The organism is Bordetella muralis (genome assembly GCF_965139205.1).
GTDB lineage: Bacteria > Pseudomonadota > Gammaproteobacteria > Burkholderiales > Burkholderiaceae_B > Bordetella_A > Bordetella_A muralis.
This window is the reverse complement of the sequence record NZ_CBCSIU010000001.1, coordinates 84,415-100,522: the sequence shown is the minus strand read 5'-3', so window position 1 is coordinate 100,522 and position 16,108 is coordinate 84,415. Positions and strand designations below refer to the sequence as shown.

The following is a 16,108-nucleotide window of genomic DNA, read 5'->3' as shown; positions in this document are numbered from 1 at the left end:
ACTGCGGAGGGTGAATGGAAACGGTTCTGCAACTACTGATCTCTGGCGTACTGCTAGGCGGCGTCTATGCCCTGGGTGCGATGGGGTTAAATCTGATTTTTGGTGTGGCCAAGGTCGTCAACTTCGCTCATGGCGAGTTCTTGATGATTGGCATGTACGCGGCATATTGGCTGTGGAAGCTGACCGGATTGAATCCGTACGCCGGAGCGCCAGTGATCCTCGTGTTCGGGGCGGCGATAGGTTGGGTTTTCTATCGCTGTTTGATTCGCTACACCATCTACAAGACCGAGATGACGCAGGTGTTTGCCACATTGGGCTTGTCCATCGTGTTGCAGAACCTCGCGCTGATGTTGTTTTCGGCGGATTTCTTGACGGTGAAGGTCTTTACGGCCGATTGGGAGTCCATACCCTTTCTGGGCGGCTACGTCAGTACTACACGTCTGGTGTCGTTCCTTTTTGCCGTCGTGGCCATGGTCCTCACTCTGCTCTTCATGAAGCGCACCTATACCGGCCGCGCCATTGAGGCGGTATCGCAGGACCTGTCCGCTGCCCGGTTGGTCGGCATCGATGTCAATAAAGTCTTGACGATTGCGTTCGCGCTCGGTATCGGCCTGACGGTGTTGGCGGGAGGTGTTCTGGTCCCCAGTTTCTATGCCTTTCCGACCGTGGGATCGAGCTTTGTTCTGATTTCGTTTGTCGCCGTCGTGCTGGGAGGTTTAGGCAACGTCGCCGGAACGGTCGCGGGCGGATTGATATTGGGAGTGATTGAAACGCTGGTCGGATATCTGGAACCCGACTTGAAAGAGGCGACGCACTTCGTCCTGTTGATTGTGTTGCTGGCCTTTCTGCCAAATGGGCTATTTGGCGTGGGTGGTGCCGAGAAAGAGGGCCTCAAATGACGTTACATCGCATTGATTACCGTGATGGCGATGCGCTGGGCGCTGTCTTGCTTGTTGCGATTGCGATCGGTCTGCCGTTTTTGGTGGCGGACAGGTTTTATCTGAATCTGCTGTTTCTTATTCTTCTATATGGTGGTTTGGCCTCGGCCTGGAATCTTCTTGGCGGTTATGCGGGGCAGTTCTCTCTGGGGCATACGGCGTTCTTTGGGATCGGGGCATACAGTTCGACGCTGCTCTACACGATGGCGGGTGTTTCTCCCTGGCTAGGCGCGCTGGGTGGCATGGCGATCTCGATGGCGCTGGCTTTCCTGATTTCGTACCCCGTGTTTCGGCTGCGTGGCGTGTTCTTCGCGATGGCGACAATCGCCGTTGGCGAAACTGTACGCATTGTGCTGTTGTGGTACCGCCGCATTGCTGATATTCCGTACGGTATCAGCATTGACTACAAGCCCGGTCTCGCCCGCATGATTTTTTCTGAGCCACGCAGTTATGCGTTGATGGCAGGCATATTTTTGCTGGTCGTCGTCGCCGTCTGTTATGCCGTTTCTCGCAGCCGGGCTGGCTACTATCTGCAAGCGTTGCGCGATAACGAAGACGCAGCGCAGGCTGTGGGTATAGATCTGCGGCGATACAAGCTCATTGCATTTCTGATCAGCGCGGCCTTTACGTCGCTGGGGGGCACGTTGATGGCGCAATATGTGCTTTATATCGAACCCAGCACGGTGTTCAACACGACTATCTCCATCGATCTGGCGTTGATGTCCATATTAGGGGGGATAGGCACGCTGTGGGGGCCATTGCTCGGAGCAGCTGTCACCATGCCGTTGCAGGAGTTCCTGAGGGATTGGCTGGGCTCGGCGGGGGCGGGCGCTCATCTGGTGGTATACGGCGCGTTGTTGGTGGTAATCGTCATGCTGCTACCTCAGGGCGTCGTGGGAGCCTGGAAAGACTGGCGCGCCAAACGCCGCCGGTACGGAGGCCAGCATGCTCGAGGTTAAAAATCTATCGAAGCGGTTTGGTGGTTTGACTGCAGTGAACGAAGTCAGCCTGTCGGTTGCCGAGGCCGAGATCGTGGCGCTCATCGGGCCTAACGGCGCGGGAAAAACCACGCTATTCAATTTGATTGCGGGAGCGATGCCGAGAGATGGCGGCGAGGTCGTATTCGACGGTCGCGATTTACCTCATCAAGGCAGCGCCGCCACGTGTCTGGCCGGCCTGGCCAGAACCTACCAGATCCCGCAGTTGTTTACCTCAATGACTGTGCTGGATACCGTCTTGGTTGCTGGCTTGTGCCGTGGCTCATCAATCCATCTAGCCCGCATCAAGGCCAGGGATGTGCTGGCACGCGTCGGTTTGGCAGGGCGCGAAGACCAAGTCTGCACCACATTGACCATCAGCGGGAAAAAACGCCTGGAAGTCGCCAGAGCCTTGGCCACCGAACCTCTCGTGCTGTTGTTGGATGAAGTCATGGCGGGGCTGAATCTGTCAGAGGTGAACGGATTGCTCGACATGATTCGAGAGTTGCGTGCAGGGGGCATGACCATTCTGCTGGTCGAACACAATATCGACGCTGTTCTTAATATTGCCGATCGGGTCATTGTCATGGACCAGGGGCGAAAAATCGCAGATGGCTTGCCACGTGAGGTGCTGAGCCAGCCCGAGGTCGTCCGCTCGTACCTGGGAGATGGCTATGCCGTTGCTTGAAGTGCAAGATGTGCATGCATCCTACGGCGATACGGAAGTGCTGTTCGGTGTCGATATGCATGTCGACGAAGGCGAGGTGGTGGCAATTGTCGGCTCTAACGGCGCGGGAAAGACAACGTTGATGCGCACGGTCGCAAAGCTCATGCCGGCAAGCCGTGGAAACCTCAAGTTCGGAGGGAAAAGCCTGAGCCCCCTGGCGACGCACGAGGCAGTCGAACAGGGGCTGGTGTATGTCCCTGAAGGACGGCGTCTGTTTCCGCGATTATCCGTGCGAACAAATCTGGAACTTGGCGCTTACAGCCCGCGAGCGAGAGACCAGCGCGACGCAACACTGGAAACGATATTTCAGTTATTCCCCGTGCTCAAACAACGCGAGTCTCAGCTCGCCGGCACGCTGTCGGGTGGCGAGCAACAGATGTGTGCGATTGGCAGGGGCCTGATGTCAAAGCCCAGATTGCTGATGGTCGACGAGGTGTCGCTTGGGCTGGCGCCCGTCATCGTCTCCAAGGTTTACGAGGCCATTGCGCAGATCAGGCAGTTGGGTACGACCGTGCTGTTGGTCGAGCAGAACGTACGGCAGGCTATCAAAGCGGCCGACCGGGGCTACGTCATCAAGCATGGCCGGGTCGTGCTATCGGGCAGCAGCGATGAGCTGATGGGAAATCCAGAAGTCAGAAAGGCCTATCTGGGCATGTAGTCGAACATAGAGGCGAGGGTCAATCGCCAGAAGGAGGAGATATGAACATACATAAAAGAATCCGTCTTGGCTTGGGCATGCTCATGGTGGCAGCGTCGGCCAATGCCGTAGCGGATGTAAAAATCGGCGTGTTATTGCCGCTGACCGGTCCGCTGTCGTCGCTGGGGAATGATGTCAATCGCGGCTTTGAGCTCGCCAGAGATATGGTGAACGACAAAGGCGGCGTGAACGGCGAAAAAATCGTATTTGCGACCAGTGATGTGCCTGGATCGAACGAGGCTGCGTCGCAGGCCACACGGCTGATTACACGGGACAGAGTGCAGGTGATTGTCGGGTCATACGCGAGTTCGATCTCATTTGCCGCCAGCCAGGTCGCCGAACGAAATGGTGTCATTTATGTCGAGCAAGGCGCTGTCGCGGATGACATTACCAAGCGGGGTTTCAAGAATCTTTTCCGCTTTATCTACCCCGCTACGGAGCTGGGCCGCGGGGGCGCCAAGTATGCGACAGACATCATTCTGCCTAAACTCAATATCTCGCTGAAAGATGCCCGCGTGGCGATCATGAACGAGGACAGCTCCTATGGTACGGCCGTTGCCGAAGGGGCGAAGAAGTGGCTGCAGGATAAGGGCGTGCAGGTGGTGGATACTGCCAGCTATAGCTACAAAACGACTGACCTTTCATCGGTGGTACAGCGCTTCAAGTCCGCCAAGCCGGACATCGTCATTGCGTGTTCCTATACCCCTGATGGCATTCTTTTCTGGCGCCAGGCGCGTGAAGCCAAGCTGGAACTGAAGGCGTTGATCGGCAACGGCGGCGCCCATAATATTCCCGATTTTGCCGAGGCCTTGGGTGATGATGTCAACGGACTGTTCAATGCTGGCACGTCCGCCTATTTCAATCCGAGCGGGTTGAGCCCCGAGGCGGCACAGCTGTTCAAGGACTTTCATTCCGCCTACGAAAAGAAGTTTCAGCGTAAACCGTCGGCGCATTCTGCGATGGGTTTCAACGCCATGTGGGTGCTGCTGTCTGAAATATTGCCTGCCGCCGGAGGTACGGATCCGGAAAAAGTACGGGCGGCATTCCTCGCGCTGGATAAACCCGTAGGCTCGACGATCGTGGGTTGGGGGTTGAAATTCGACCCTCAGACGGGGAACAACACGCGTGCCTTTCCGATGATAGATCAGTGGCAAGAGCGGCAAATCCGAACGATTTACCCGCCGGAGTTTGGAGTGACGAGCAATATCACCATGCCTCTGCCAGAGTGGGGAAAACGCGCGGACGTGGGCAAATAGGACGATCGTTGCCGAGAGGACATTCGTTCGATCAATACTTTGAAAGATGAGGAGTCGCCATGCTCGCGTTGAGAAAAACGGCACCTGTACAAGGACTCAATCTGGAGCACGTGGAGGAGCCTTGCGACCTGCAGCCAGATGAGGTCTTGGTCGAGGTCGCTGCAGTGGGAATCTGCGGTTCTGATCTCCATGTGTACGACTGGGGTGCTAACTATGAGTTCATGCGCGAGCGTCTTCCCGTCACGCTAGGGCATGAGTTCTCTGGGCGCGTGGTCAATATAGGGGCCGATGTTTCCAGTTCGAAGATTGGCGATCTGGTGGCGATAATTCCGAGCACCAGTTGTATGAGATGCGAGCATTGCCTTGCTGGATATCCACAGCGGTGTATGCAGCGAAGCACGGTGGGGCTGACTCGGGACGGTGCGTTTGCACGCTATGTCCGTGTGCCCTCCGTCAGTTGCATTCGATTGCCTGAGAACATCGATATGGCGCTGGCCGCGCTCATGGAGCCGCTGAGTGTGGGAGATAACGCCGCGCAGATTGGCGCAGTGTCCATGGGGGACACCGTGGTCGTACTGGGACCGGGGACCATCGGCCAGGCTATTGCACGATGCGCCCGATGGCGGGGGGCATCCCAGGTCATCGTGGTGGGGAAAGGTGATGAGTCCCGGTTAAAGACGGCATTGCAGGTGGGGGCGACCCACGTCATTGATCTGGACGAGACGCCGGATCTCAAGTCCGCGGTGATGGCGCTCACCGGGAATCGACTGGCTGACGTGGTGTTGGAAGCGACGGGGCGTGCCTCCAGTGTCGGCGATGGGTTGGGTCTGCTGCGTAAAGAGGGTGTGCTGGTCTGCGCGGGAATCCACGAGGAACAAGCCATGTTCGATGTGACGTCATTAGTCCGAAATCGTCAGCAAATACGGGGGGCGCACGCGTCGCGCCGTCCCTCCTGGCATGCCGTCGCACACAGAATTGCGAACGAGCCGGATAGTGTGCGGGCCATGATCTCGCGCGAAATGCCTTTGTCCGACGGATTGGTGGGCTTTGACCTTTGTCGAAATCGAGAAGTGTCGAAAGTCATCCTGCGTCCTTGACGCGGGGGGGCAAGCGCTACTTACAACAGGAGTGCAAGGAAATGTCGAAGCGTTGGAAAGTACGTCCACCCGGTTCGAACTGGGGGGATTATGGCGAGGACGATGAACTGGGGCGATTGAATCTCCTCACGCCCGAAAAGCGCCTGGCGGCTGCCCGGGAAATCCGCGAGGGGATTGCGTTCTGCCTGAGCCTGCCATTGGATTTGCCCGGCGGGACGGCGCTGAATCCGAACCGGCACCCGCCGCAACGTCACGTGGCCACTCGAAAACAAGGCAAGCCCAGCGTCAATTACCCGCTGAAGCTGGAAGATAGCCGTTATGTGGATTGTTCCAGCGATGACTCGGTCACGCTGTTTACTCAGTATTCGACGCAATGGGACGCGTTGTCTCACGTGGGCCAATATTTCGATTCGCAGGGTGATGGCACTGCGCAGCCGATGTACTACAACGGCTTTCGCGCGGACGAACACATCAAGCCGCCGCAGTCAGCCGAGCCGGCGTATGCACACCGATTGGGCATCGAGAAGATGGCCGAGACTTGCGTTCAGGGCAGGGGCGTATTGATAGATCTGCATGCGCACTATGGCGATGCACGGACGCTTGTCGATTATGAAATGTTAAAGCGGGTGATCGATACGGATAAAGTCGATGTCGCTCCTGGCGATATGTTGTGCCTGCATACGGGATTTGCTCAGAAACTCGTCGATATGAAAGGCGATCCGGATCCGCATGTATTGCATCATTCATGCGCGGTGCTGGACGGTCGCGACAAGCGGCTTGCGCAATGGATAGAGGATAGCGGTATCTCTGTCTTGATTGCGGATAATTTTGCTGTCGAGGCCTATCCCTATGATCACCAGGGTTGTGATCATTGCGAGGGGTTGCCGCTGCACCAGGTCTGTTTGTTCCGGTTGGGCATCCATCTGGGCGAACTCTGGTATCTCACGCCACTTGCGCGATGGCTGCGCGCCAATAACCGGCATCATTTCATGCTGACCAGCCCGCCGTTGCGGTTGCCGGGCTCGTTCGGTTCTCCTCTTACTCCCGTGGCCACGGTGTAGCTATGGGAATAGACATCATGAAAGCTCGTTTCGAGGGCCGAGTGGCGATCGTGACTGGGGCCCGCCAGGGGATCGGATATGCCGTCGCACAGCGCTTTTATGCCGAGGGCGCTTCTGTCGTGTTGTGGGATGTGGACGAAACACAGACGCGCCGGGCACAAGATGAGCTGGACGCGAATGGGCAGCGGTCATTGGCTGTCTCGGGCAGCGTGGCTGACAGTGAGGCCGTTGCATTGGCTTTTCGCGCCATCGCCGATCGATTTGGCAGAGTCGATATTCTCGTCAACAACGCAGGCATATCACCAAAGCACGGCGGCAAACGGGCGTCGATGGAAACGGTAGACGTGGCCGAGTGGCGCGAGGTCATCGACGTCAATTTAACAGGCGCTTTCCTATGTGCTCAGGCCAGCTTGCCGTTCATGAGAAAGCTGGGCTATGGACGGATAGTGAATATCTCGTCTCAAGCTGCACGCACGTTGTCAACGGTCGCCGGAGGCCACTATGCGGCGTCCAAGGCTGGATTGGTGACCTTGGCGCGCAATCTCGCAGGCGAGGCTGGGCCATACGGGGTGACGGCGAACTGTGTGGCGCCCGGCCGCATCGTGACGCCGATGGCCAATGCGGCAGGCGCTGACGTCAACGCTCAGTATTTGACTCGCATCCCGGTTGGACGGCTAGGAACGGTGGGGGACGTTGCAGCAGCAGTGGCGTTCTTGGCCTCGGAGGAGGCTGGCTTTGTTACCGGCGCCGTGCTTGATGTGAATGGTGGTTCGTTTATGGGCTAGCACGATGCACGTCGCTTTTGATCGACGCGCCACAATAACAGGAGACAAAAAATGGGCTGGATGAGATATCTGCTTGCGGGGTTGTGCATCAGTTTTTCGATGTCGATGGTCTGTGCGGCTGCGTATCCTGATCGGGAAGTGCGTCTGATCGTAAATTATGGCGCAGGGGGAGTCACCGATGTCGCGGCCAGACTGCTGGCGAAAGCCTTGGAACAGGAACTCAAAAAACCTGTCGTCGTGGAAAACAAGGCAGGAGCCCAGGCAACACTGGGACCTGCTCATCTAATGCGGCAGCCCCCTGACGGCTATACGCTCGGCATTATCACGCTGTCCGCCGTATCAATTACGCCTCATATGATCGATGTTCCCTATACGATTGACGATTTCGAATTTATCGGTGGTTCAGGTCGATATCGCTATGGATTGGCAGTTCAGGCAAACGCACCGTACAAGACGGTACAGGAATTTGTGCAAGCCGCACGCGGTGCCAAGGGACAGCCGCTGTTCTTCGGCACGCCGGGAGCACCCAATAATCTCGCTTTTTTTGACATTGCCAAGAAGACCGGCGCCAATCTGGAGCAAGTCCTGTATAAGTCCGGCACCGAGGCTGTGACAGCATTAGCTGCGGGGCAGATTGCGGCCGTGATCCAGACTCCTTCAGAGATAACCCCATTCGTAGAGTCGGGGAAAGTCCGCCTATTGGCGTCAGCCAGCCCCGATAGATGGCAGACCTTGCCGGACATGCCTACCTTGAAAGAAGCCGGCGTGGATGTGGAAATCGGTTCCTGGATGGGCGTCGCTGTACCGAAGGGAACGCCTGCATCTGTGCGCTCGAGGCTGGAACAGGCGTTGGCAGCGGCGATGAAGAATCCCGATCTTGTGAGCGGTTTGAGCAAGATGGGCATAGACCCCGCCTATCTCAGCGGACAGGACTATGCCCAGCTCCTCAAACAGGAATACAAGCTCATGTTGCCGCGCTTGGAGGCTGCGGGGGCGCCGGTGAAAGACCGGTAGGCGTCTATTTGCTGGCGCTGTGTGGAGCAGCTGGCGTCGTCATGCCGCCAGGTCCGATATTGGCGCAGCAGGTTCAGGATTGCGGTAGAACAGCCTCCGCACCTGGTATCTCGATCCCCGAATGTCCTTCTTTCCGAATGACGTCCTTCAGCGTGTCAATAAAGGACTGCGATAGTTGCGAGACGGGCTCATCGCGCAGACGAACCAAGTGAGCCCGCAGGGTCGGGCTCTCTGCAATCGGACGCGTGACAAATCGGCTGGCCGACCAGCTGCGGGCCGAGAACTGGTCAACCAGGGCTATGCCTGCGCCCGCTTGGACAAGCGCACACGCATTTTGCGGCGACCCTACCTCGACGACGGGACGCAGCGGCAGCTCGCTTTCTTCGAACATGCCCTGCACCATGCGTCCAAACGGCGACGATTTTTCGTACGAGATGAATGGATACGCCAGCAGGTCTTTGATCTCGAGGACGGCCCTGCGTGACAGCGGATGGTTGTATGGGCAGATGCACACCAATTGCGCGCGTGCGATTTCTTCTTGTTCCAGACTGGGGTGTTTGATGGGGAGGATCGTGACGGCGAGATCCGCCTGTCGTTTCAGCAACCGTTCGGTCAACGGGTTGTGATTCAGATAATGGAACGTGAGCTTTACGTGCGGGTGCGTATGCCGATAGCTGGCAATGGCAACCGGTATGAGCATCTGGCCCAGGCTAGGGCTGGCGACAATGTTGAGAATTCCTTCCTGGTGTTCAAACAGTTCGCGCGCCATATCGTTTACGCGCTGCACGCCTTCGTATACGACCTCGACTTCATGAAACAGCTTCTTGGCTTCCAGCGTGGCCTGCAGGCGTCCGCGGATCCGATTGAATAGCGGAAAACCGATGCGCTGTTCGGTGTGCGAGAGCAGCCGGCTGACGGCGGGCTGCGAGACGAACAGCATTTCGGAAGCTCCCCGGATGGACCCGGTAATCATCACGGCACGAAACACTTCGATCTGTCGGATATTGAGCTTCATAGGAGGGGGTATCGAGGCTGGCCTGAGGGGCGCCGGTTGCGATTAAGGGTTAACACTTATGCCAACGTTGGGTAGTCAAATTTGAACAAAGGGCGAATTTTCCCCAATTAATTAAGGGTTTTCCCTTGAAAAACATCTACGCTGGCTGAAAATCCTTAACCTCATGTTAATCAATGGGGCTAAAGAAGCAATAGGCATAAGGGTAAAGGAGGTCCAATAATTCTCCCAATTGGAACTCCCTGAGCCATTCACCGATGCAGCCTTCAGATACGTCTCCCGTCGAATTCGATCTCACTATCCGCAACGGGCGGATAAGCAATGCGGACCGCACTTTTTTCGCCGATATCGGTGTGCGCAACGGTGTCATCGTTGAGATTGGGCAGGGGCTGCCTGCCGGCAAGCAGGACGTGGATGCGGACGGTCTGTGGGTACTGCCCGGCGGCATCGACAGCCATACGCACATTGAGCAATTGTCCGGCATGGGTGTGATGTGCGCAGACGATTTTTACTCCGGTACGGTCTCCGCTGCTTTTGGCGGCACCACCACGATTCTGTCCTTTGCCGCTCAGCATCGAAATGACCGTATCCCCGATGTGCTGGAGGACTACTCGCGCCGGGCCAGAGAAAAAGCTGTCATCGACTACGGATTCCATTTGATCCTGGCCAACCCCGACGAACAGGCGTTGATGCACGATCTGCCCGCCGTCATCGATGCAGGCATTACCTCGTTCAAGGTCTACATGACCTATGACAAGCTCAAGCTCGATGACTATCAACTGCTGGATGTGCTGGCAGTGGCGGGTGAGCGTGGGGCGATGGTCATGCTGCATGCCGAGAATCACGACATGATCCGTTGGGTCGCACGCCGCTTGCTGGAGCGCGGCCATACGGCGCCAAAGTTTCATGCGGTATCGCACGATCCGCTGGCGGAATCAGAGGCAACGCATCGCGCCATCGCGCTGTCTCGGTTGATCAATGTGCCGGTGCTTATCGTGCACGTTGCAGGCGCCGAGACTGTGGACATCATTCGCAAGGCGCAGCATTTGGGGGCTCAGGTGTATGCCGAGAGCTGCCCGCAATACCTGTTTCTCGAGGCGAAAGACTCTGATTTGCCGGGATTCGAAGGCGCGAAATTCTGCTGCAGCCCGCCTCCTGGAGACAAGGCGTCGCAAGAAGCCGTGTGGCAAGGTTTCAAGGATGGGACGTTGAATGTCTATTCCTCTGACCATGCGCCTTATCGTTTTGACGAGTCGGGAAAGCTGCCCAAAGGCGACGCCACCACGTTCAAAGAAATGGCCAATGGCGTGCCCGGGATCGAGTTGCGCTTGCCCCTGCTGTTTTCCGAAGGGGTGATGAAAGGCCGTTTGACGCCCGAGGAGTTCGTGGCCTTGACGTCGACCAATCATGCGCACATGTACGGTCTGGCTCCGCGAAAAGGGTCGATCGCTGTGGGCGCGGATGCCGACCTGGTGCTTTGGGATCCGAATCGCAAGACGGTGGTGTCTGCCGAGATGCTGCACGACCGTGTCGGCTACACGCCCTATGAAGGCAGGGAAATCCAAGGCTGGCCGGTCGAGGTCTACAGCCGCGGGCGTTGTGTCGTCAAAGACAACCTGCTCCAAGTCGAGCGCGGCAGCGGCCAATTCATCGCGAGGTCTCGTCCCGATCCCGTGTTGAACCGCCGCGCGCCTGCCGAAGGCCGCGGGATATTCAGCCAGTTTATCGGGCTGAAATCCGCAACCGCAACTGAGTAGTTTCACACAAGCCGGTATTCCGGTGAATTCCTGACAGAACAAGGGGATGTTCATGCAAGGTCTGAAACTGTTTTTTCGTAGTTGCTTGATCGGAAGTTCGTTGTTGGTCGGGGTGGCAAATCAGAGCGCTGCGCAAACCGCACCTATACGGACGGCCGTGGACGCCACGTTCGCGCCGCACGCCATGGCCAGTCTGGGTGGCGGGCTGCAAGGGTTCAACGTAGATCTCGGCAAAGAGATCGCAAAACGTCTGGGCCGTGAAATCACCATCGAGCCTGCGGAGTTTTCCGGGCTGGTGCCGGGGCTGAACAGCCGCCGATACGATTTCCTGATTGCGCCGGTCACTGTGACACCGGAACGCGCGAAGGCCTTGTTGTTCACAGAAGGGTACCTGGATACGGACTACACGTTTCTCGGCCGCAAGAATGAGCCGCCCCTCGAGTCACTGGAGCAATTGAAGGGCAAGGTGATCGCCGTGAACAAGGGCTCCAATTACGAGGCCTGGGCACACGACAACGCCGCGAAATATGGTTTTCGCTACGACGTTTATGGCGGCAATGCGGATGCGGTTCAAGCGGTGCAGGCATCGCGCGCAGATTTCAATCTGGCGGGAACAACCGTGGTCGCCTGGGTGGCGAAGCAGAACCCGCGTATGGTGACCAGCTACACCATCAAGACGGGCCTGGTATGGGCACTGGCATTTCGCAAGGATGACCAGGAGGGACGGCTCCAGGTATCGAATGTCCTGAAATGCATGAAGCAGGATGGAACGGTGTCAAAGCTGGCGGAGAAATGGTTCGGATTCAAGCCCGTGGCAGAAGATGCCGCCGTGCGCATCGCGCCGGGAACGGGCGTGCCCGATATGGAAGGCTACGACCCCGCGCCGGTACAGCCTAAGTGCGCCTGAGCAGCAGACCTGAACTGAGGGAGTGTGTCATGAGTACCAATGCCATTCTTGAGATTTCCGGTTTGTGCAAACAGTATGGTCAGACCGAGGTGTTGCGCGGCATAGACCTGCAGGTGGATAAAGGGCAACTCGTGTGCGTGATCGGCCCTTCGGGTTCCGGGAAAAGCACGATGTTGCGATGCTGCAATCTGCTGGAAGTCCCCAGCTCTGGCCGCATCGTAGCCAATGGCCATAACGTGCTGGATCCCAAGACGGATATCAACCGGATGCGTCAGGATGTGGGGATGGTGTTTCAACAGTTCAATCTGTATCCCCACCTGAATGCGTTGGATAACGTCAAGCTGGCGCTGTGCAAAGTGCAGAAACACAGCACGGACGAAGCTCGCAAGATCGCCATGTCGGCATTGGAGCGCGTCGGATTGGGGCATAAGGCAGATGCCATGCCGGCACAGCTGTCGGGTGGACAGCAACAGCGTGTCGGCATCGCACGAGCCATTGCGCTCGCGCCCCAGATCATCTTATTTGATGAGCCGACCAGTGCGCTGGACCCCGAGCTGGTCGAAGACGTGTTGGGCGTCATGCGAGAGCTGCGGGCAAGCGGCATGACGATGCTGGTGGTCACGCACGAAATGGCATTTGCGCATGCCGTCGCGGACAAAGTCGTCTTTATGGATGGCGGGGTCGTTGTAGAGCAAGGCAGCGCGGCCGATATCTTCGAGCATCCAAAAGAAACACGAACCCGCAGCTTTTTGGCTCGCTACGCAAACAGGCTCGTTCACTGATGGGGACGTCCAGCGGATTTTTCTTTACGTTTTTCAACGTCGATATTGCCGTCCAATATCTGCCGGCACTCGCTGCCGGCGCGGCGGTGACGTTGGGAACCGGGCTGGCTGTGGTGCTGACGGGCACTGTCCTGGGTGTGGCCCTGGCCATACTCCGGGCGCTGGAATGCCGCGTCCTGACGTTGATGATCGTGGCGTTTGCCGATGTGTTGAGGTCGTTGCCGCCCCTGGTGATCCTGATCGTGATGTATTTCGGTCTGCCCGAGGTGGGCCTGCCCTTGTCGGCATTGTTCGTGACGTGGTTTGCGCTCTCTCTGGTGCTGGCTGCTTATGCCGAAGAAAGCGTCTGGGCGGGAATCTCGTCATTGCCTGATGGCCAGATGGAGGCGGCGCGATCGACAGGCTTGTCATGGTGGTCCGCGATGCGATGGGTCGTATTGCCGCAGGCGCTGCGGCGTGCCGTGCCTACGCTGACCAATCGCATCATTTCCATCACGAAGAACACGGCATTGGGATCGGTCGTGTCACTGAACGAGTTGCTCAATGCGGCGCAAGGCGCAAGCAGCCTGTCCGGGAATCCCACGCCTTTGATGATGGCGGCCTTGTCGTACGTAGTCATTTTCCTGCCTTTGGTGATCCTGTCCAGATGGCTGGAAAGAAATTGGGTTCGATGCTGAGCGCTGGATGACACTATGGAAAATCTGATCCAGAACTTCTTTAACCTGCCTCTTTATGCGGATGTTTTTCCGTATTTGATGAAGGGCCTCTGGACCACCGTATGGTTGTCGGCCATCGTGATTCCGCTTGGCGCCCTATCAGGGCTGGTGCTGGCGGTGATCGTCACACAATCCAGCCGCCGATGGCTGCGTTGGGCGGTGATTGCGTATATCGATTTTTTCCGCGCTTTTCCTCCGTTGGTGTTGCTCATACTGGTCTACTTCGGTTGGCCGTTCCTCGGGGTGGAACTGGACAAGCTGACTGCCGTCGTCATCGCTTTTGTATTGAATAACGCGAGCTATTACGCAGAGGTGTTTCGAGCCGGTCTCGAGGGCGTACCGAAAGGGCAGATGGAAGCTGCTCGCTCGACCGGGCTGGCGCGCTGGCAGGCGCTTTGCTATGTCCTGATTCCTCAGGCCGCGCGGAATGTGCTGCCTGATCTGGTGGGTAACAGTATCGAGGTGTTGAAGTTGACGACCATCGCCAGTGTCGTGGCGCTCCCGGAGCTGCTGCGTTCTGCCAGAGATGCTCAGGCGCTGCTCTATAACCCGTCGCCCATTGTGCTCGCGGCGCTGATGTATCTGGTGTTGTTGTGGCCGCTGACCCGCTGGTTGGGTAGGCTGGAGCATAGGCGGTCGCGCTAGACGATACAGACACTATTCACGAATTTCAGGACGCACTGATACGTCCTCGTGGGGAAACTACGCCCTGAGTGGGCTGATCAAGACTTTTTGGAGTGATTCTACCTATGGCTACCCAATCGCATCGCCTCACAGAGCAGGCCAGCGGCGTGTACATCATTGCGGCGACGCCGTTTGATGATCAAGGTGAGGTTGACCTGTATAGCATCGACAGCCTGACCGATTTTTATCTTGAGAAAGGCGTGACCGGCTTCACTATCCTGGGCATGATGGGCGAGGCCCCCAAGCTCAGCGAAGCGGAAACAACCCTGGTGATGGAACGCATCCTCAAACGCGTTGATGCCCGAGTGCCGGTCGTGGTGGGCGTGAGCCATTCGTCGAATCGACACATCGAACGGCTCTCCAAGGAGGCAATGGATCTGGGCGCGGCGGGAGTCATGGTTGCCCCGGTCCCCAATCTGAAGACTGACGAGCAGGTCTACGGTTACTACGCCAATATTGCGAAATTACTGGGGCGAGACACACCGATCTGCCTGCAGGATTTCCCTCAGGCGACGGGTGTGCACACATCGGTATCAGTCATCAATCGGCTGATCGACGAGTTCGAGCAGGTGGTCATGCTCAAGCACGAGGACTTTCCCGGTATGCGCAAGCTGAGCCAAGTCCGGCAGGACAGTGAGGCGGGCGGACGCCGCCGCATCAGTATTCTGGTGGGCAATGGCGGACTGTTCCTGCCGCAGGAAATGCTGCGCGGCGCCGATGGCGCGATGACGGGGTTTGCGTTTCCCGAGATGTTGGTTCAGGTATGCCGGCTGTTTAGCGAGGGGAAATCCGAAGCCGCGGAAGATCTGTTCAACGTGTATCTGCCGTTGCTGCGTCATGAGTTCCAGTACGGCATCGGCTTGGCCTTGCGCAAGGAAACGTTGCGCCGCCGCGGCGCGATTCGTTCGGCATTTGTGCGCAAGCCCGGCCCCGTTCTGGATGCACGGGATTATGAAGAACTGACGCGTCTGATCGCGCGCCAGGAAATCGCGTTGGCTCGATAAGAAAAACTGACAGCCACCAAAGGACAAGCCATGAAGAAAACGCTTTATGTGATCAATCCAAATAGCAACACGGGTGTGACCGCCGGGATTGACGCTGCGCTGGATATTCTGCGCCAGGATGACGCGCCGAAGATCGAGTGCGTGACATTAAAGGATGGGCCGCCTGGGATTCAGACCCAGCGCGATGTTGATCTGGCCGCTGTGCTGGTGCGAGAGTTCGCCGAGCAGCATCGAGAGGATGCTGCGGGGTTCGTGACGGCGTGCTTCAGCGATCCCGGGCTGCATTCGCTGCGCGAGATACCGGGCGTTTTGTCGCTGGGTATCAGCGAAGGCTCGGCTCTGACGGCGATGACTCTAGGCCAGAGGTTTGGCGTCATCGCCATCCTGGATGTGTCCATTCCCCGGCATATGCGGGCCTGGGCCGCGATGGGGATCAATGATCGTGTGGCAGGAGAGGTCGCGATTGGGCGTACGGTGGCGGAGTTGGCCGACAGCGAAGCGACCTTGAAGTCCATGATCGAGGCCGGCAAGTCGCTGCGAGACGAACATCGGGCCGATGTCCTGGTCATGGGATGCGCCGGGATGGCGAGCTATCGCGAATCGTTGCAACAAGCCGTCGGGCTGCCCGTCGTCGAGCCCAGCCAGGCAACCGTCGCCATGGCGCTGGGACGCCTGCGCCTGGGATGGTGAGCGC

At 57.7% G+C, this 16,108-nt stretch carries 17 protein-coding genes; 16 read left to right on the top strand and 1 reads right to left on the bottom strand.

Annotated features, from left to right (window positions below; translation table 11 throughout):
- The first annotated feature begins 14 nt into the window (after positions 1–14).
- From ACNA0I_RS00435 to ACNA0I_RS00395, 9 genes are read left to right on the top strand one after another with little or no spacing between them, the layout of a single operon-like run.
- Positions 15–899, top strand: a complete 885-nt coding sequence (locus ACNA0I_RS00435; protein WP_415804095.1) for a branched-chain amino acid ABC transporter permease — start codon at positions 15–17, stop codon at positions 897–899.
- Positions 896–1,897 carry a branched-chain amino acid ABC transporter permease gene (locus ACNA0I_RS00430; protein ID WP_415804094.1) on the top strand — a complete coding sequence of 334 codons (1,002 nt, stop codon included), beginning with the start codon at positions 896–898 and terminating at the stop codon, positions 1,895–1,897. Before ACNA0I_RS00435 ends, ACNA0I_RS00430 begins: the two co-directional genes overlap by 4 nt.
- Complete coding sequence (locus ACNA0I_RS00425) at positions 1,884–2,603, top strand: ABC transporter ATP-binding protein (protein ID WP_415804093.1); 720 nt, start codon at positions 1,884–1,886, stop codon at positions 2,601–2,603. The genes ACNA0I_RS00430 and ACNA0I_RS00425 overlap by 14 nt, the downstream gene beginning before the upstream one ends.
- Complete coding sequence (locus ACNA0I_RS00420) at positions 2,590–3,300, top strand: ABC transporter ATP-binding protein (protein ID WP_415804092.1); 711 nt, start codon at positions 2,590–2,592, stop codon at positions 3,298–3,300. Before ACNA0I_RS00425 ends, ACNA0I_RS00420 begins: the two co-directional genes overlap by 14 nt.
- A gap of 41 nt (positions 3,301–3,341) precedes the next feature.
- Positions 3,342–4,595: an ABC transporter substrate-binding protein gene (locus tag ACNA0I_RS00415; protein ID WP_415804091.1), complete on the top strand. Its 1,254-nt coding sequence runs from the start codon at positions 3,342–3,344 to the stop codon at positions 4,593–4,595.
- Positions 4,596–4,654: 59 nt separating this feature from the next.
- The gene (locus ACNA0I_RS00410) at positions 4,655–5,692 is read left to right on the top strand and encodes a zinc-dependent alcohol dehydrogenase (RefSeq protein WP_415804090.1); all 1,038 of its coding nucleotides are present in this window, start codon (positions 4,655–4,657) and stop codon (positions 5,690–5,692) included.
- Between the two features lie 41 nt (positions 5,693–5,733).
- On the top strand, positions 5,734–6,753 hold the full coding sequence (locus ACNA0I_RS00405) for a cyclase family protein (protein WP_415804089.1): 1,020 nt from the start codon (positions 5,734–5,736) through the stop codon (positions 6,751–6,753).
- Between the two features lie 17 nt (positions 6,754–6,770).
- Entirely contained in the window at positions 6,771–7,538 is a 768-nt protein-coding gene (locus ACNA0I_RS00400) for an SDR family oxidoreductase (RefSeq protein WP_415804088.1), read from the top strand.
- Positions 7,539–7,589: 51 nt separating this feature from the next.
- Complete coding sequence (locus ACNA0I_RS00395; protein ID WP_415804087.1) at positions 7,590–8,552, top strand: tripartite tricarboxylate transporter substrate binding protein; 963 nt, start codon at positions 7,590–7,592, stop codon at positions 8,550–8,552.
- Between the two features lie 73 nt (positions 8,553–8,625).
- On the opposite strand, the gene ACNA0I_RS00390 is transcribed toward ACNA0I_RS00395, so the two are convergent.
- Complete coding sequence (locus ACNA0I_RS00390; protein WP_415804086.1) at positions 8,626–9,567, bottom strand: LysR family transcriptional regulator; 942 nt, start codon at positions 9,565–9,567, stop codon at positions 8,626–8,628.
- Between the two features lie 254 nt (positions 9,568–9,821).
- On the opposite strand from ACNA0I_RS00390, the gene hydA reads away from it, so the two are divergent.
- From hydA to ACNA0I_RS00355, 7 genes are all read left to right on the top strand, one after another.
- Positions 9,822–11,321, top strand: coding sequence for a dihydropyrimidinase (gene hydA / locus ACNA0I_RS00385; RefSeq protein WP_415804085.1), 1,500 nt, complete (start codon positions 9,822–9,824; stop codon positions 11,319–11,321).
- Between the two features lie 52 nt (positions 11,322–11,373).
- Positions 11,374–12,228, top strand: coding sequence for a transporter substrate-binding domain-containing protein (locus tag ACNA0I_RS00380; protein ID WP_415804084.1), 855 nt, complete (start codon positions 11,374–11,376; stop codon positions 12,226–12,228).
- A 29-nt stretch (positions 12,229–12,257) separates the two neighbouring features.
- The gene (locus tag ACNA0I_RS00375; protein ID WP_415804083.1) at positions 12,258–13,010 is read left to right on the top strand and encodes an amino acid ABC transporter ATP-binding protein; all 753 of its coding nucleotides are present in this window, start codon (positions 12,258–12,260) and stop codon (positions 13,008–13,010) included.
- Positions 13,010–13,687, top strand: a complete 678-nt coding sequence (locus tag ACNA0I_RS00370; protein ID WP_415804082.1) for an amino acid ABC transporter permease — start codon at positions 13,010–13,012, stop codon at positions 13,685–13,687. The genes ACNA0I_RS00375 and ACNA0I_RS00370 overlap by 1 nt, the downstream gene beginning before the upstream one ends.
- Before the next feature lie 15 nt (positions 13,688–13,702).
- A complete protein-coding gene (locus ACNA0I_RS00365) occupies positions 13,703–14,371 on the top strand; it encodes an amino acid ABC transporter permease (RefSeq protein WP_415804081.1) in 669 nt (222 codons plus the stop codon).
- A 104-nt stretch (positions 14,372–14,475) separates the two neighbouring features.
- Positions 14,476–15,414 carry a dihydrodipicolinate synthase family protein gene (locus tag ACNA0I_RS00360; protein ID WP_415804080.1) on the top strand — a complete coding sequence of 313 codons (939 nt, stop codon included), beginning with the start codon at positions 14,476–14,478 and terminating at the stop codon, positions 15,412–15,414.
- Positions 15,415–15,444: 30 nt separating this feature from the next.
- Positions 15,445–16,104: an aspartate/glutamate racemase family protein gene (locus ACNA0I_RS00355; protein ID WP_415804079.1), complete on the top strand. Its 660-nt coding sequence runs from the start codon at positions 15,445–15,447 to the stop codon at positions 16,102–16,104.
- The last annotated feature ends 4 nt before the right edge of the window (positions 16,105–16,108 follow it).

Excerpts from the sequence above, each read along its gene's own strand:
- ACNA0I_RS00425 (WP_415804093.1), top strand. The coding sequence starts at position 1,884 with ATGCTCGAGGTTAAAAATCTATCGAAGCGGTTTGGTGGTTTGACTGCA.
- ACNA0I_RS00380 (WP_415804084.1), top strand. The coding sequence starts at position 11,374 with ATGCAAGGTCTGAAACTGTTTTTTCGTAGTTGCTTGATCGGAAGTTCG.
- hydA (WP_415804085.1), top strand. The coding sequence starts at position 9,822 with ATGCAGCCTTCAGATACGTCTCCCGTCGAATTCGATCTCACTATCCGC.
- ACNA0I_RS00435 (WP_415804095.1), top strand. The coding sequence starts at position 15 with ATGGAAACGGTTCTGCAACTACTGATCTCTGGCGTACTGCTAGGCGGC.
- ACNA0I_RS00370 (WP_415804082.1), top strand. The coding sequence starts at position 13,010 with ATGGGGACGTCCAGCGGATTTTTCTTTACGTTTTTCAACGTCGATATT.
- ACNA0I_RS00420 (WP_415804092.1), top strand. The coding sequence starts at position 2,590 with ATGCCGTTGCTTGAAGTGCAAGATGTGCATGCATCCTACGGCGATACG.
- ACNA0I_RS00375 (WP_415804083.1), top strand. The coding sequence starts at position 12,258 with ATGAGTACCAATGCCATTCTTGAGATTTCCGGTTTGTGCAAACAGTAT.
- ACNA0I_RS00390 (WP_415804086.1), bottom strand. The coding sequence starts at position 9,567 with ATGAAGCTCAATATCCGACAGATCGAAGTGTTTCGTGCCGTGATGATT.
- ACNA0I_RS00355 (WP_415804079.1), top strand. The coding sequence starts at position 15,445 with ATGAAGAAAACGCTTTATGTGATCAATCCAAATAGCAACACGGGTGTG.
- ACNA0I_RS00365 (WP_415804081.1), top strand. The coding sequence starts at position 13,703 with ATGGAAAATCTGATCCAGAACTTCTTTAACCTGCCTCTTTATGCGGAT.
- ACNA0I_RS00410 (WP_415804090.1), top strand. The coding sequence starts at position 4,655 with ATGCTCGCGTTGAGAAAAACGGCACCTGTACAAGGACTCAATCTGGAG.
- ACNA0I_RS00360 (WP_415804080.1), top strand. The coding sequence starts at position 14,476 with ATGGCTACCCAATCGCATCGCCTCACAGAGCAGGCCAGCGGCGTGTAC.
- ACNA0I_RS00405 (WP_415804089.1), top strand. The coding sequence starts at position 5,734 with ATGTCGAAGCGTTGGAAAGTACGTCCACCCGGTTCGAACTGGGGGGAT.
- ACNA0I_RS00395 (WP_415804087.1), top strand. The coding sequence starts at position 7,590 with ATGGGCTGGATGAGATATCTGCTTGCGGGGTTGTGCATCAGTTTTTCG.
- ACNA0I_RS00415 (WP_415804091.1), top strand. The coding sequence starts at position 3,342 with ATGAACATACATAAAAGAATCCGTCTTGGCTTGGGCATGCTCATGGTG.
- ACNA0I_RS00430 (WP_415804094.1), top strand. The coding sequence starts at position 896 with ATGACGTTACATCGCATTGATTACCGTGATGGCGATGCGCTGGGCGCT.
- ACNA0I_RS00400 (WP_415804088.1), top strand. The coding sequence starts at position 6,771 with ATGAAAGCTCGTTTCGAGGGCCGAGTGGCGATCGTGACTGGGGCCCGC.